We start from the raw sequence: 15,026 nt of genomic DNA on the forward strand, positions 1-15,026 counted from the left end.
CCGTCTACGTGACTGTAGTCGCCCGGCGAAGTTCCGTGGTGGTCGGTGGTCGGTGGTCGGTGGTCGGCGGCCCGGGGCGGGTGCGACCTGGTGACCACCGAACCCTACGCACCGTAAGGTGGTGGCCATGGCAGGCACGACCCCTCACGGCAGGGCGACGCGACGCCTTCCCGGTGAGCTGGAGAGCGAGATCCTCACCACCCTCTGGGCGACGGAGCGGCCCCTCACGCCGGCCGAGATCCAGGCCGGCCTCGGCGGCGGCCTCGCCTACAACACCGTGCACACGATCCTGCGACGCCTGCACGACAAGGGTCTCGTCCTGCGGGACGCCGACGGCCGGCGCGGCGCCTACCGGCCCTCGAAGAACGCCGCCCAGCTGACCGCCGAGGCCATGCACAGGGCCCTGGACCGCGGCCCCGACCCGATCGCCGCGCTCCGGCAGTTCGTGACGGGCCTGAGCCCTGCACAGGAGGCCGCGCTGCGGCAGCTCCTCGGCGAGAGCGGTGCGTGAGCCGGTGCCCCTCACCCGGCCGGTGCCCTCGGGACGGGACGGCGCCTCACCCGCGCTGCTCGAAGGCTCGGACCCGGCCGACGGCGTCAGCTCGGCAGGAGGTGAGGCCAAGTGATCCGGACCGGTCCAGTACACGCGAGGTTGATGTCGGATTCTCGCCAGCCCGCGCCCGGCTCATCGCCGATGCTGGACACATGCAGAAAGGGATGCACACCGACCGCGAGCGCTGCGTACGCGCCGTACAGTCCAAGGACGCCCGCTTCGACGGGTGGTTCTTCACGGCCGTCCTGACGACCCGCATCTACTGCCGGCCCAGCTGCCCGGTCGTACCGCCCAAGCCCGAGAACATGACCTTCTACCCGAGCGCGGCCGCCTGTCAGCAGGCCGGCTTCCGGGCCTGCAAGCGATGCCGCCCCGACACCAGCCCGGGCTCCCCGGAGTGGAACCAGCGCGCCGACCTCGTGGCCCGGGCGATGCGCCTGATCGCCGACGGCGTCGTGGACCGCGACGGGGTACCGGGCCTCGCCGCCCGCCTCGGCTACAGCACCCGGCAGATCGAACGCCAGCTCCTCGCCGAGCTCGGCGCCGGCCCTCTGGCGCTGGCCCGCGCCCAACGCGCCCAGACAGCCCGCCTGCTGATCGAGACGACCATTCTGCCCATGGCGGAGATCGCCTTCGCGGCCGGCTTCGCCTCGATCCGCACCTTCAACGACACTGTGCGCGAGGTCTTCGCCCTGGCCCCGAGCGAACTGCGGGCCCGGCTGCCGAAGAGGAAGACACAGGCAGCCACCCCGGGCGCGCTCACCCTCCGCCTGCCCTTCCGCACCCCGCTCAACCCCGACAACCTCTTCGGCCACCTCGCGGCGACCGCCGTACCCGGCGTGGAGGAGTGGCGGGACGGGGCCTACCGCCGCACCCTCCGCCTCCCGTACGGCCATGGCATCGCGACCCTGGCCCCCGAGCCCGACCACATCGCCTGCCGGCTCGTCCTCGGCGACCTGCGCGACCTGCCCGTCGCCATCAGCCGCTGCCGCCGCATGCTCGACCTGGACGCGGACCCGGTCGCCATCGACGACCAGCTCCGTACGGACCCGCTGCTCGCCCCGCTGGTCGACAAGGCCCCCGGCCGACGCGTACCACGCACGGTCGACGAGGCGGAGTTCGCCGTACGTGCCGTGCTCGGCCAGCAGGTCTCCACGGCGGCCGCCCGAACGCACGCGTCCCGCCTGGTCACGGCATACGGCGACCCCCTGGACGACCCGGACGGCGGCCTCACCCACCTCTTCCCCACCCCCGAGGCACTCGCCGCGCTCGACCCCGAGTCCCTGGCGATGCCCCGCACCCGTCGCACCACCTTCACCACCCTCGTACGCCAACTCGCCGACGGAACGCTCCACTTGGGCCCGGAGAGCGACTGGCCCGAAACCCGCACCCGCCTCCTCGCCCTCCCCGGCTTCGGCCCCTGGACCGTCGACGTCATCGCCATGCGCGCCCTCGGCGACCCCGACGCCTTCCTGCCGACCGACCTCGGAATCCGCCGAGCGGCACAGGAGCTGGGCCTGCCGTCCACTCCGGCGGCCCTCACCGCCCGGGCGGCGGCCTGGCGTCCCTGGCGGGCGTACGCGGTCCAGTACCTGTGGGCGACCGACAGCCACCCGATCAACTTCCTCCCGGTATAAGGACGTAGGGACGTTCACCATGAGCCCCAGCCCCGCGAAGCAGCACACCGTGATCGACAGCCCGTACGGCCCCCTCACCCTCGTGGCGGACGACGGCGTCCTGAGCGGCCTCTACATGAGCGGACAACGCCACCGCCCACCGGAGGAGACGTTCGGCGAACACGACGACACGCTCTTCGGCGAGACCGAGGAACAACTGCAGGCGTATTTCGCAGGCGAGTTGAAGACCTTCACGCTGGAACTCCGCCTGAACGGAACGCCGTTCCAGCGCACCGTCTGGGCACAGCTCCAGCGCATCCCCTACGGCGAGACCCGCTCCTACGGCGAACTCGCCGAAGCCCTCGGCAATCCGTCCGCCTCCCGCGCCGTCGGTCTCGCCAACGGCAGGAACCCGATCGGCATCATCGTCCCCTGCCACCGCGTGGTCGGCGCGAGCGGCAGCCTCACGGGCTACGGCGGCGGCCTGGACCGCAAACAACGCCTGCTGGACTTCGAGAGCGGAACGGCCCTGTTCTAGCGCCCCCGGCGAGCAAGGTTCGCCCCGTCGAGACGCCCGGCACCTCCCCCACTGCCTCAAGGGCGGGGGAGGTGCCCCACTCGCCGCACCGGCCACAGGCCCAAGTGCGTTTCAGTACGAGGCCCGCACCCGGCACTGCCCCAGCCTCCGGCCGGGCGGACCTCCAGAGCACGCACCGGACGGCGGCCCAGCCTCCGGCCGGGCGGACCTCCAGAGCACGCACCGGACGGCGTTCCTTTACGGGCAAACGTTGCCTGCCGGGGCACCACGACTAGCTGCTGAGCGTGCGCAGCAGTGCGGGCAGCGCTGTCCCGACGGGTTCTCGGACGACCTCCTCGGCCTGTTCGTCGTACGGCGTCGGCTCGGCGTTGACGACGATCAGCCGGGCTCCGTGGTCGGCGGCGACGCCTGCGAGCCCGGCGGCGGGCTGCACCTGCAGGCTGCTGCCGACGGCGATGAACACCTGGCACGCCTTGCTGATGGCGAGCGCCTCACCGAGCACCGTCGGATCGAGCCGCTCGCCGAACATCACGGTCGCCGGCTTGAGGATCCCCCCGCACTCCCGGCACGGCGGATCCGGCTCCCCGGCCTCGACCCGCGCCAGCGCGTCCTCCATCGGACCGCGTGCATGGCATCCGGTGCACACGAAACTCCGTGCACTGCCGTGCAGTTCGAGCACCTTGCGGGCGGGCATCCCGCCGAGCTGATGCAGCCCGTCCACGTTCTGCGTGATCACCCGCACAGGCACCCCGGACCTCTCCAGTTCCGCCACGGCCCGGTGCGCGGCGTTCGGCTCGGCCCTGAGCGTGTGACTCTTCAGGCGCATCTGCCACGAGCGGCACCGGATCTCCCGATCGCCCATGTAGTACTCGTACGTCACCAGCTTCTCGGCCCCGGGATCCTCGCGCCACAGCCCGTTGGGACCGCGGTAGTCGGGGATGCCGGAGTCGGTCGAGACACCTGCGCCACTCAGGATGGCGACAAGGGGCTTGGTCATGGCGCCGAGGGTAGGGCGGCGGTGCGAGCCGGGCGAATGGATATCCGTGCGCGCCGTCGGGTGCCGGCGTCCGGAAATGGCCAAGGTCAACGTCTCGCTCGATGCCGAACTCGTCGTGGAAATGATGGTCCTCGCGGGCGCCGGCAACCCGCAGGACGCCATCGAGGTCATGGTCCGTGACTACATCGAGCGCGGCCACCGCACCGAGGCGCGGACCGTGGCACGGGACGACGCGCCGCGCGACGTGCACGTCAAACCCCGCGACCCCGAGGGCTGTGTGGGCTGAGCGGGCCGAGTCCGCGCCCGGTCACGCCACCCGCTGACCGTTCTCCAGCTCGGCCGTCCCCGAGCCCTCCGCCAGGACGTCCAGCGCGACCAGAACCCGCGGGCCGAGCGTGCCCAGCAGGTGGTCGGCGAGTTCCTCGCGGGGGACGAGGCGCCAGGAGAGCAGTTCCTCCTCCTGGAGGCGGATCGCCTTGAGGTCGTCCTCGCTCAGCACTCCGCCGTCGTACAGATACGCCACGAGCGGCGGCCAGCTCGGCTTGTACACCCAGTCCACCGCGAGCAGCCGCCCCGGTTCGCGGTCGATTCCGATCTCCTCCAGGGTCTCGCGGCGCGCCCCCTGGCGCGGGGTCTCGCCGTCATCGGACTCGATCGTTCCGCCCGGAAGGGCCCAGCCCTCACGGTAGTTGGGCTCGACGAGCAGTACCCGGCCCTCGGCGTCGCGGAAGAGGGCGGCGGCCCCGGCGAGGATGCGGGGGAGGCCGGCGATGTACGTGGCGAAGTCAGGAGTGGTGGTCATCCAGGAAGCGTAACCAGCCTGCACGGACGCCCCGCCGGCTCGGGCCGCCAGGGCCTAGGGTTCGGCCTCCGCGAGTTGTACCGTCCGCTCCGCCAGCTCGCTGATCCGTGCCCCGTCGAAGCCGAACACCGCGCTGCGGACGGTGTCCTCCAGGGGCTGGGTCCACTGTGCCGGAATCGCGTCCGCGCCGGTCAGTACGCCGGCCACCGAGCCCGCGGTCGCGCCGTTGGAGTCGGTGTCCAGGCCGCCGCGGACGGTGAGGGTGATGGTGCGGGTGAAGTCGCCGTCGCCGTACAGCAGCCCCGCGGTGAGGACCGCGGCGTTCGGGACGGTGTGGATCCAGCCGAGCCCCGCGGTCTCCTCGGCGACCGTGGTGAGCGTGTCCTCCCACGTCATCCGGGTGTCGTGGAGCGAGACGACCCGGCGTACGGTGCGGGCGAGCCGGCAGCCGGCCGGGATGACGGCCAGCGCCTGGTCCACCGCGTACCGCACCGTCGGCGCCGTGAAGGCGGCCGCGATCAGCGCCGCCGCCCACATCGCGCCGTACACGCCGTTGCCGGTGTGGGACAGCACCGCGTCCCGGCGGGCCAGGGAAGCGGCGCGGCGCGGGAGCCCCGGGCAGGTCCAGCCGTAGATGTCGGCGCGGATCAGGGCGCCGATCCACTCCTGGTACGGGTTGTCGTAGGTGGCCGTCAGCGGCGGCTTGAGCCCGTTGGCGAGGTTGCGGTACGTGGCGCGCTCAGCGGTGAAGGTCTGCCGATACGGCAGTCTCAGCAGCCACAGGTCGCCGACCTGCTCGGTGCTGAAAGCGAAGCCGTGGGTCTCCAGGAGGTCCAGGCCGAGGATCGCGTAGTCGACGTCGTCGTCGCGGCAGCTGCCGTGGATACGGCCGCGCACGCACTGGCGCCACTCGGGTCGCAGCTCGAAGCCGTCGCTCTCGTCGGCGGGCTCGGGGAGGTAGTCGGTCAGGGGCAGGGCGGCGGCCTGCCGCAGGTAGCGGTCGATGCGGTCCCGCGTCCACAGGTCACCTTGCTCGACCGGCTTGCCGAGCATGTTGCCCGCGATCCGGCCCAGCCAGCCCCCGAGGACGCGGTCGGCGAGCTCTGGCTCTGTGCCCACAGGGGTCATAGCTCCGGTCTACCCGATTCCGGAGTCCCCTGCGCGGGGTTTCGCAAGGGTGCCCAGCAGGCGCCCGGCGGCGTCCCAGGCACCGGTCGGTGCATGACGGCGGGGGCGTCCTCCGGTTAAGGTCACAGCGGCGCGACTGGCCTTGACAAGCGTGAGGCCCGGAGAGCAAGGGGAAACAGGTGACACAGCGCGTGCTCATCGCCGCGGACAAGTTCAAGGGATCGCTGACGGCCGTAGAGGTCGCAGAGCGGGTGACGGCCGGGCTGCGCAAGGTCGTACCGGAGGCCCAGGTGGAGGCCCTGCCCGTGGCCGACGGCGGCGACGGAACGGTGGACGCGGCGGTCGCGGCCGGATTCGAGCGGCGCGAGGTACGGGTCGCGGGACCGCTCGGACACGAGGTGACGGCGGCGTTCGCGCTGCGCGGCGGCACGGCGGTCGTGGAGATGGCGGAGGCGAGCGGCCTGCAGAGGCTGCCGGCCGGCGTCTTCGCTCCCCTCACGGCGTCCACGTACGGCTCAGGGGAACTACTGCGGGCCGCGCTGGACGCGGGCGCGCGGGTCATCGTCTTCGGGGTCGGCGGCAGTGCGACCACCGATGGCGGCGCCGGAATGCTGTCCGCGCTGGGCGCGCGGTTCCTGGACGCGGACGGGGAGCCGGTTCCGCCGGGCGGCGGCGGTCTGAGCGAACTCGTCTCCGCCGATCTGTCGGGTCTGGACCCGCGCCTCGGCTCCGTCGAGCTGGTGCTGGCGAGCGACGTCGACAACCCCCTGACCGGTCCCAAGGGCGCGCCGGCCGTCTACGGTCCGCAGAAGGGCGCGTCCCCGGACGACGTGTCGGCCCTGGACGCAGCCCTCGCGCACTATGCGAAGGTGCTGGAGGAAACGGCCGGCGCGAAGGCGGCGGAGTACGCCGCGTCCCCTGGCGCGGGCGCGGCGGGCGGCATCGGCTACGGCGCCCTCCTCCTTGGCGCACACTTCCGTCCCGGCATCGAAGTGATGCTCGAAGTGCTCGGCTTCGCGCCCGCGCTGGAGTGGGCGGACCTCGTGATCACGGGTGAGGGATCCCTGGACGAGCAGACCCTGCACGGCAAGGCCCCGGCGGGCGTCGCCGCCGCCGCCCGCGCGGCGGGCAAGGAGGTCGTCGCGGTCTGCGGCCGGCTCGCGCTGCCGCCGGAGGCGTTGGGGCGGGCGGGCATCCGGCGGGCGTACCCACTGACGGAGGTCGAGCCGGACGTGGCGAAGTGCATCGCGGACGCCGGACCGATCCTGGAACGGGTGGCGGAGCAGATCGGGCAGGACTTCCTCAGCTGAGGGCGCCGTCCTGGTGTCCCGACAGACAACGTTCGCCCCGTCGCGACGCCGGGCACTCTCGCCGCACCGGGGCACAGACCCAGGTACGTCCAGTACGAGGGCCCGCACCCGGTACTCCCCCCAGCCGCCGGCCGGGGGACCCCCCAGAGCACCCATCGGGCGCCGCTCCTTACGGGCAGACCTTGCCCGCCGGGGCACTAGACGAGCGGTGTCAGGATGCCCAGCGAGTCCCGGTAGTAGCTGCCGCTCGTGAGGCCCCACACCTTGTGCTTGTTGTGGAGCCACTGGAACGCGATCTCGTGCACGATCTCCGCGGGGCGCTCCCAGACCACGGAGTGTCCCGCACCCTCCAGCTGGAACATCAGCTTGTTCGACCCCTGGACGGCTGCGTAGAGCGCCGGCACGGAGAAGCGCAGCGCCGGGGGGACGGAGAGAGAAGCTGGGGTGTTGGCCGTCTTGTCCAGCTCGCCGTAGACGATGGCGACGGGAACCAGATCACCGAGGACGTGGTTGCCCGACGTGTCCGTGTGCGGCACCGTTTCGTTGGTCCAGCCCCAGAAATAGGAGTTCCGGAACCGGTGGATGCCCTCGTACACGCCCGGTGACAGCTCCCGCCCCCAGGTGCTGCCGACAGGGTCGTTCTCCATCATGGCCTGCCAGGCATGGTCCTCCATGCCGGGCTCCCGTTGGGGTGGTGTGCCCTGCTCTTTGTCCCACGCGAGCTTGAAGCCCTCCTTGCTGCTGACGTGCATGGGGAAGCCGTACAGAGCGGGTGGCTCGGAGACCGGCAGTGTCGTGGCCGGCGGAAGCACGAAGGGTGCCGAGGGGTCGCCCGACCACCGCCCCTGCGGAGGGAAGATCGGGGCGAGCAGGAACAGGCTCTTGACGATCGTGGGGTGCTGGAGCGTGTAGGGCCCCATGGCCTGCGCTGCGGCGGACCAGCCGATGAAGTCGAGGGGCTTGTTCCTGCCGGGCAGGTTCCTTATGTACTCGACCACGGTGGCCAGCTCCGCGCACTCGCTGTCGGTGTTGCCCAGCTGGTGCGGGTACAGAGGCGGGCCGGAGTATCCCCCTGGCAGGGGGTTGGGATCAAGGACGCTCCGTTGCGCCGGGTTGGCGTTGCGGGGCTCGTCCATCTTCGGGCGTGGCGACCGTCCGTTGCCCTGCAGGTCCATCATGAACACGTCATAGTGGTGCTTGGCCAGATCCTGGGCCCAGTTGTACTCGATGCTGGACCCGGGGACGGTCAGGTCGTACCCGGCCAGGACCGGCACGCTCCTGCCGTGGAGCATCAGCACCGGCTCGCGCGGCTGGTTCCCCTGCGTGCCGTCGTACTCCCGGACGAACAGGTTCACCGTTTCGCCCTCGTTCGCCGGGATGTTCGAGATGTGCGGGACCACGTGGTCCACGGGCGCGGTTGCGGACATGAGTGCCCTCCGATCCGTGAAGCGGAACAAATCCCTGTGAACCCCCTGATTTCCACCGTCCTCTTCTTCCTCACCCGCTGCAACTGGGCGCGGGGGAAAGGTAGTTGACCGGTCAAGGGCAAAGCGCGGATGCCCTTGAACCCGAAACGGGTGTGGCCCGAGTCGCCAGGACTCGGGCCACACCCGTTTCGTTTCGTACGACGGTCAGGGCAGCTGAGCCGCCCGCGCCTCACGACGGTTGTCGCGGAAGTTGTTCACCCGGCGAGCCGTGGCGAACAGGGGGATCACCGCGCCCGTGACCAGCTGCAGCGCGCAGCCCGTCTGAAGGAGCAGCTGGCCGCTGGGAGCGTCGAAGGCCCAGGCCGCCAGCAGGCCCATCGACACGACGATCCAGGACAGCATCGCCACCGCCAGGCGACCGCGCGGCTTCGGGTACTCGACCCGGCTCACCATCAGCCAGGCGGTGCCCAGAATCGCCAGCAGCGTCGCCACGAAGGGCAGCTCCAGCAGGACGATCGAGACGACCGTCAGCGCACCGAACGGCGAGGGCATGCCCTGGAACATGCCGTTAGGGACGGTCACGCACGAGAAGCGCGCCAGACGCAGTACGACGGCCAGGAGCACCACGATTGCCCCGACCGCAGCCACTCTCTGGTGCGCGTCGTCCGCGACCATGCCGTACACGAGGACGAAGTACGCCGGCGCCAGGCCGAAGCTGATCAGGTCGGAGAGGTTGTCCAGTTCCGCGCCCATGGGGGAGGAGCGGAGCTTGCGTGCCACCAGGCCGTCGAACAGGTCGAAGACCGCCGCGCACAGCATCAGGATCACCGCGGTGGCCGCACTGTGGCGGGCCATGCCGGTCTCCTGGTCGCCCGTGAGGTGCGGGATCAGGATCCCGGTGGTGGTGAAGTACACCGCCATGAATCCGCACGTCGCGTTGCCGAGGGTGAGGGTGTCCGCTATTGAGAGGCGGAGGGAGAGGGGCATCTCCTCCTCTTCGTCCACCTCGTCTGCCTCGGGCACCCAGCCCGCCTGGGTCTCAGGATCAATCACGGTCAATGCGAGTCACCCCAGCCACGGTCTTCTGACCGACCTCGACCGCGACCTCCACGCCCTCGGGCAGGTAGATGTCGACGCGCGAGCCGAAGCGGATCAGCCCGATGCGGTCACCCTGCTCGACCTTCGTGCCCTGCGGAATGTAGGGGACGATGCGACGGGCCACGGCGCCGGCGATCTGGATCATTTCGATGTCGCCGAGTTCGGTGTCGAAATGCCAGACTACGCGCTCGTTGTTCTCGCTCTCCTTGTTGAACGCCGGAACGAACCCGCCGGGAATGTGCTCGACCGACGTCACCGTCCCCGAGAGCGGCGCGCGGTTGACGTGGACGTTGAGCGGGCTCATGAAGATCGCGACGCGGGTGCGGCCGTCCTTCCACGGCATGATGCTCTGCACCACACCGTCGGCGGGCGAGATGACCAGACCCGGGGCGATCTCGCGCTCGGGGTCGCGGAAGAACCACAGCATGCCTGCCGCGAGCGCGGTGGCGGGCACGGCCACGGCCTTGGCGGCGCCGGAGCGGCGCGCACGGACCAGGCTGAGGGCTGCGGTGGCGACGGTCGGGAGAAGCCACGGCGATGCTCCGCGCGCAAGACGTACGCCTGCCAGGCTGTCGCGTGGTGCAGAGGTTTGGCTGTGGGGCATGGATGACCTTCGTAGCGGATGATGCCGCGCTGTAACGGGGGACGGCGGCTTTCCCGGGATGGTACCGGTCGCGGGCCACAACTGGGCAAGCCAGGAAGCCGAGTCGGTGACCGGGGAATGTTGACGGGGTGTGATCTTCTTCTCCAAGAAAACACCCCGATCCGGACATCTAGCCCTGGAACCGATACTCTTCGAGCAGCCTGCGACCGATGATCATTTTCTGGATTTCGGCGGTACCTTCACCGATGAGCAGCATCGGGGCCTCGCGGTAGAGGCGCTCGATCTCGTACTCCTTGGAGAAGCCGTAGCCGCCGTGGATCCGGAAGGCGTCCTCCACGACCTCCTTGCAGTACTCGGAGGCGAGGTACTTCGCCATACCGGCCTCAAGGTCGTTTCGTTCGCCAGAATCCTTTTTGCGTGCGGCGTTCACCATCATCGCATGGGCGGCCTCGACCTTGGTGGCCATCTCGGCCAGCTTGAACTGGATGGCCTGGTGCTGGGCGATCGGCTTGCCGAACGTGTGACGCTGCTGGGCGTACCGCACGCCGAGCTCGAAGGCACGCTGAGCGACTCCGCAGCCACGCGCCGCCACGTTGACCCGGCCGACCTCGACCCCGTCCATCATTTGGTAAAAACCTCGGCCGGTGACGCCGCCGAGCACGCGGTCGGCGGGAATGCGCAGGCCATCCATGATCAGCTCAGTGGTGTCGACACCCTTGTACCCCATCTTGTCGATCTTCCCGGGGATGGTGAGGCCGGGGCGGACCTCTCCGAAGCCGGGTTCCTTCTCGATCAGGAAGGTCGTCATCGACTTGTGGGGCTTGGCGGCTGCCTCTTCAGGGGAGTGTCCTTCGTCACTTCGGACCAGAACGGCCACCAGGGACGACGTGCCACCGTTCGTCAGCCACATCTTCTGGCCGTTGAGGACGTACTCGTCGCCGTCCTTCACCGCCTTCGAGGTGATGGCCGACACGTCCGAGCCGAGGCCCGGTTCCGACATCGAGAAGGCGCCGCGGATGTCGCCGGCCGCCATGCGCGGCAGGAAGTGGTCCTTCTGCTCCTGCGTGCCGTGCTGCTTGAGCATGTACGCCACGATGAAGTGGGTGTTGATGATGCCGGACACCGACATCCAGCCACGGGCGATCTCCTCGACGCACAGGGCGTAGGTGAGGAGCGACTCGCCCAGACCCCCGTACTCCTCGGGGATCATCAGGCCGAACAGACCCAACTCCTTGAGACCGTCGACGATCTGCTGCGGGTACTCGTCGCGGTGCTCCAGCTCGGTGGCGACCGGGATGATCTCCTTGTCCACGAAGTCGCGGACGGTGGAGAGGATCTCCTGCTGGATGTCGGTCAGACCGGCGGTCTGGGCGAGTCGCGCCATGGCTACTTCTCCGTGTTCTTTTCCGCAGGTGCGGTCAGCTCGGGGCGGCCGGGCTGCTCGCCGCCGCGCTCCTTGATGTACGTCTCGGTCGGCACCATCACCTTGCGGCGGAACACGCAGACCAGCGTGCCGTCCTGCTTGTAGCCCTTGGTCTCGACGTAGACGATGCCGCGGTCGTTCTTCGACTTGGACGGCCACTTGTCGAGCACGGTCGTCTGGCCGTAGACCGTGTCGCCGTGGAAGGTCGGCGCCACGTGCCTGAGCGACTCGATCTCCAGGTTGGCGATCGCCTTGCCGGAGACGTCCGGGACGGACATGCCGAGCAGCAGGGAGTAGATGTAGTTCCCGACGACGACGTTCTTGCCGAAGTCCGTCGTCTTCTCCGCATAGTTGGAGTCCATGTGGAGCGGGTGATGGTTCATGGTGAGGAGACAGAACAGGTGGTCGTCGTACTCCGTGACCGTCTTGCCCGGCCAGTGCTTGTACGTCGCCCCGACCTCGAACTCCTCATAGGTGCGTCCGAACTGCATCGCGCTCAGTGCTCCTCAGTTGTCGGGGGTCTCGAACTTGCTGGTGCGCTGCATGCCGGCGGCGCGCCCCTTGCCGGAGATGACCAGGGCCATCTTGCGGCTGGCCTCGTCGATCATCTCGTCGCCGAGCATCGCGGAGCCCTTCTTGCCGCCCGCCTCGGACGTGTAGTAGTCGTACGCGTCCAGGATCAGCTCGGCGTGGTCGTAGTCCTCCTGCGAGGGCGAGAAGATCTCGTTGGACGCTTCGACCTGGCCCGGGTGCAGCACCCACTTGCCGTCGAAACCGAGGGCCGCGGCACGGCCGGCGACCTCGCGGTAGCCGTCGATGTTGCGGATCTGGAGGTAAGGGCCGTCGATCGCCTGGAGGTTGTTGGCGCGGGCGGCCATCAGGATCTTCATCAGGATGTAGTGGTAGGCGTCGGCCGGGTAGCCGGGCGGCTGCTCGCCCACGACCAGCGACTTCATGTTGATCGACGCCATGAAGTCGGCCGGGCCGAAGATGATCGTCTCGACACGCGCGGAGGCCGTCGCGATCTCGTTGACGTTGTTGAGGCCCTGGGCGTTCTCGATCTGCGCCTCGATGCCGATCTTGCCGACCTCGAAGCCCATGGTCTTCTCGATCTGGGTCAGCAGGAGGTCGAGGGCGACGACCTGCTGGGCGGTCTGCACCTTCGGCAGCATGATGCAGTCGAGGTTCTGGCCGGCCCCCTCGACGACCGTGACGACATCGCGGTACGTCCACTCGGTCGTCCAGTCGTTGACGCGCACGACCCGCGTCTTGCCCGTCCAGTCACCCTCGTTGAGGAACTTGACGATGGTGTGCCGCGCCTCGGGCTTGGCGAGCGGCGCGCACGCGTCCTCCAGGTCGAGGAAGACCTGGTCGGCGGGGAGGCCCTGCGCCTTCTCCAGGAAGCGGGGGTTGCTCCCGGGGACCGCGAGGCAGGAGCGTCGCGGACGAAGCCGGTTCACGGGGGCGGGCGTGGTCATGCGGGGACCTCCAGGGGGTCGAGCTTGTTCGCTTTCCGGATCTCGTCGACGATGCGGCCGATGATCCCGGTGATGTCGAAGTCCTTCGGGGTGAAGACGGCGGCCACGCCGGCGGCCCTGAGCTGCTCGGCGTCACCATTCGGGATGATGCCACCGGCGATCACCGGTATATCTGTGGCACCGGCCACACGAAGCCGTTCCAGCACGTCAGGGACCAGCTGGGCGTGGGATCCGGAGAGGATCGACAGGCCGACCGCGTGCACGTCCTCCGCGAGGGCGGCGTCCACGATCTGCTCGGGCGTCAGGCGGATGCCCTGGTAGACCACCTCGAAGCCGGCGTCACGGGCCCGTACGGCGATCTGCTCGGCGCCGTTGGAGTGCCCGTCCAGGCCCGGCTTGCCCACCAGGAAGCGGAGGTTGCCGACGCCCAGGTCCTTCGCCGTCAGATCAACCTTGCGGCGGACCTCGGACATGGCCGAGCCCTCCTCGGCGGGGACCGCCACCGGCGCGGACGAGACACCCGTCGGCGCGCGGAACTCCCCGAACACCTCGCGCAGGGCCCCGGCCCACTCACCGGTCGTGGCCCCCGCACGGGCGCATTCCAGGGTGGCCTCCATGAGGTTGCCGGTGCCCTTGGCCGCTTCCTTCAGCTTCTCCAGCGACTTGCACGGGCGCGGGTGGTTGAAGGGCGGCTGGTAGCGAGTGTCCCGCCAGTTCTGCAGCGAGCCGATGACTCGGGCCTCGACAGCTGGATCAACCGTCTGGATGGCTGTATCGAGATCGGCGGTCAATGGGTTGGGCTCGGTCGTCTCGAAGATGTTGACGCCCACGATCTTCTCTTGACCGGACTCAATACGAGCCCGCCGCTCGGCGTGCGAGGCGACGAGCTGCGACTTGAGGTAGCCGGACTCGACGGCGGCCATCGCGCCGCCCATCGCCTGGATCCGGTCGATCTCGGTGAGGGACTCCTCGACCAGCTCCGCGACCTTCGCCTCGACGACATGTGAGCCCTCGAAGATGTCCGCGTACTCCAGCAGGTCGCTCTCGTACGCCAGCACCTGCTGCATGCGCAGGGACCACTGCTGGTCCCAGGGGCGGGGCAGACCCAGCGCCTCGTTCCAGGCAGGCAGCTGCACGGCACGCGCGCGTGCGTCCTTCGACAGGGTCACGGCCAGCATCTCCAGCACGATCCGCTGGATGTTGTTCTCCGGCTGGGCCTCGGTCAGTCCGAGGGAGTTGACCTGGACGCCGTACCGGAAGCGGCGCTGCTTGGCGTTCTCGATGCCGTAGCGCTCGCGGGTGACCTTGTCCCAGATGCGGCCGAAGGCGCGCATCTTGCACATCTCCTCGACGAACCGGACGCCGGCGTTCACGAAGAAGGAGATACGCGCGACGACGTCGCCGAACTTCTCGGCGGGCACCTGGCCGGAGTCCCGGACGGCGTCCAGGACCGCGATCGCCGTCGACATCGCGTACGCGATCTCCTGGACCGGTGTGGCGCCCGCCTCCTGCAGGTGGTAGCTGCAGATGTTGATCGGGTTCCACTTCGGGATGTGGGAGACCGTGTACGCGATCATGTCCGTCGTCAGACGGAGGGAAGGACCCGGCGGGAAGACGTGCGTCCCCCGCGACAGGTACTCCTTGACGATGTCGTTCTGGGTCGTGCCCTGGAGCTTGGTGATGTCCGCACCCTGCTCCTCGGCGACGACCTGGTAGAGCGCCAGCAGCCACATGGCGGTGGCGTTGATCGTCATCGAGGTGTTCATCTGCTCCAGGGGGATGTCCTGGAACAGCCTGCGCATGTCACCGAGGTGCGCGATCGGCACGCCGACCCGGCCGACCTCGCCGCGGGCGAGGATGTGGTCGGAGTCGTAGCCGGTCTGCGTCGGCAGGTCGAACGCGACCGACAGGCCGGTCTGTCCCTTGGCGAGATTGCGCCGGTACAGCTCGTTGGACGCCTCGGCCGTGGAGTGACCGGCGTACGTGCGCATGAGCCACGGCCGGTCCTTCTCCCGCTTGCCTTCGGCGGGCTGACGCTCAGTCATCTATGAC

15 protein-coding genes are annotated in these 15,026 nt (G+C 69.5%); 5 read left to right on the forward strand and 10 right to left on the reverse strand.

Annotation, left to right across the window (positions count from 1 at the left end; genetic code table 11):
- The first annotated feature begins 127 nt into the window (after positions 1-127).
- The 3 genes from OOK07_RS35800 to OOK07_RS35810 all read left to right on the forward strand — a co-directional run bounded on the left by OOK07_RS35800 (position 128) and on the right by OOK07_RS35810 (position 2,707).
- Entirely contained in the window at positions 128-511 is a 384-nt protein-coding gene (locus tag OOK07_RS35800) for a BlaI/MecI/CopY family transcriptional regulator (protein ID WP_266800631.1), read from the forward strand.
- A 194-nt stretch (positions 512-705) separates the two neighbouring features.
- Complete coding sequence (locus OOK07_RS35805; protein WP_323183010.1) at positions 706-2,190, forward strand: AlkA N-terminal domain-containing protein; 1,485 nt, start codon at positions 706-708, stop codon at positions 2,188-2,190.
- A 19-nt stretch (positions 2,191-2,209) separates the two neighbouring features.
- On the forward strand, positions 2,210-2,707 hold the full coding sequence (locus tag OOK07_RS35810) for a methylated-DNA--[protein]-cysteine S-methyltransferase (protein WP_266800633.1): 498 nt from the start codon (positions 2,210-2,212) through the stop codon (positions 2,705-2,707).
- A gap of 271 nt (positions 2,708-2,978) precedes the next feature.
- On the opposite strand, the gene OOK07_RS35815 is transcribed toward OOK07_RS35810, so the two are convergent.
- Positions 2,979-3,704: an SIR2 family NAD-dependent protein deacylase gene (locus OOK07_RS35815; protein WP_266800635.1), complete on the reverse strand. Its 726-nt coding sequence runs from the start codon at positions 3,702-3,704 to the stop codon at positions 2,979-2,981.
- A gap of 76 nt (positions 3,705-3,780) precedes the next feature.
- On the opposite strand from OOK07_RS35815, the gene OOK07_RS35820 reads away from it, so the two are divergent.
- A complete protein-coding gene (locus OOK07_RS35820; protein ID WP_266686274.1) occupies positions 3,781-3,990 on the forward strand; it encodes a DUF2191 domain-containing protein in 210 nt (69 codons plus the stop codon).
- Between the two features lie 21 nt (positions 3,991-4,011).
- Here OOK07_RS35820 and OOK07_RS35825 read toward each other — a convergent pair whose 3' ends face one another.
- Positions 4,012-4,506, reverse strand: coding sequence for an NUDIX domain-containing protein (locus tag OOK07_RS35825; RefSeq protein WP_266686275.1), 495 nt, complete (start codon positions 4,504-4,506; stop codon positions 4,012-4,014).
- Between the two features lie 54 nt (positions 4,507-4,560).
- Positions 4,561-5,634 carry an ADP-ribosylglycohydrolase family protein gene (locus tag OOK07_RS35830; protein ID WP_266686276.1) on the reverse strand — a complete coding sequence of 358 codons (1,074 nt, stop codon included), beginning with the start codon at positions 5,632-5,634 and terminating at the stop codon, positions 4,561-4,563.
- Between the two features lie 191 nt (positions 5,635-5,825).
- Here OOK07_RS35830 and OOK07_RS35835 point away from each other — a divergent pair, with 191 nt between their 5' ends.
- Entirely contained in the window at positions 5,826-6,944 is a 1,119-nt protein-coding gene (locus tag OOK07_RS35835; RefSeq protein WP_266802153.1) for a glycerate kinase, read from the forward strand.
- Positions 6,945-7,141: 197 nt separating this feature from the next.
- Here OOK07_RS35835 and OOK07_RS35840 read toward each other — a convergent pair whose 3' ends face one another.
- The 7 genes from OOK07_RS35840 to OOK07_RS35870 all read right to left on the reverse strand — a co-directional run bounded on the left by OOK07_RS35840 (position 7,142) and on the right by OOK07_RS35870 (position 15,019).
- Positions 7,142-8,371, reverse strand: coding sequence for an alpha/beta hydrolase (locus OOK07_RS35840; protein ID WP_266686277.1), 1,230 nt, complete (start codon positions 8,369-8,371; stop codon positions 7,142-7,144).
- Between the two features lie 204 nt (positions 8,372-8,575).
- A complete protein-coding gene (gene pssA / locus OOK07_RS35845; protein WP_030936949.1) occupies positions 8,576-9,394 on the reverse strand; it encodes a CDP-diacylglycerol--serine O-phosphatidyltransferase in 819 nt (272 codons plus the stop codon).
- A 22-nt stretch (positions 9,395-9,416) separates the two neighbouring features.
- On the reverse strand, positions 9,417-10,073 hold the full coding sequence (locus OOK07_RS35850) for a phosphatidylserine decarboxylase (RefSeq protein WP_266686278.1): 657 nt from the start codon (positions 10,071-10,073) through the stop codon (positions 9,417-9,419).
- A 169-nt stretch (positions 10,074-10,242) separates the two neighbouring features.
- Entirely contained in the window at positions 10,243-11,457 is a 1,215-nt protein-coding gene (locus OOK07_RS35855) for an acyl-CoA dehydrogenase family protein (RefSeq protein WP_266800638.1), read from the reverse strand.
- A 2-nt stretch (positions 11,458-11,459) separates the two neighbouring features.
- On the reverse strand, positions 11,460-11,987 hold the full coding sequence (locus OOK07_RS35860) for a MaoC family dehydratase (protein WP_266686280.1): 528 nt from the start codon (positions 11,985-11,987) through the stop codon (positions 11,460-11,462).
- A gap of 15 nt (positions 11,988-12,002) precedes the next feature.
- The gene (locus tag OOK07_RS35865) at positions 12,003-12,974 is read right to left on the reverse strand and encodes an HpcH/HpaI aldolase/citrate lyase family protein (RefSeq protein ID WP_266686281.1); all 972 of its coding nucleotides are present in this window, start codon (positions 12,972-12,974) and stop codon (positions 12,003-12,005) included.
- The gene (locus tag OOK07_RS35870; protein ID WP_266686282.1) at positions 12,971-15,019 is read right to left on the reverse strand and encodes an ethylmalonyl-CoA mutase; all 2,049 of its coding nucleotides are present in this window, start codon (positions 15,017-15,019) and stop codon (positions 12,971-12,973) included. The genes OOK07_RS35865 and OOK07_RS35870 overlap by 4 nt, the downstream gene beginning before the upstream one ends.
- Between the last annotated feature and the right edge of the window lie 7 nt (positions 15,020-15,026).

This window comes from Streptomyces sp. NBC_00078 (assembly GCF_026343335.1).
In the GTDB taxonomy this organism is placed as follows: domain Bacteria; phylum Actinomycetota; class Actinomycetes; order Streptomycetales; family Streptomycetaceae; genus Streptomyces.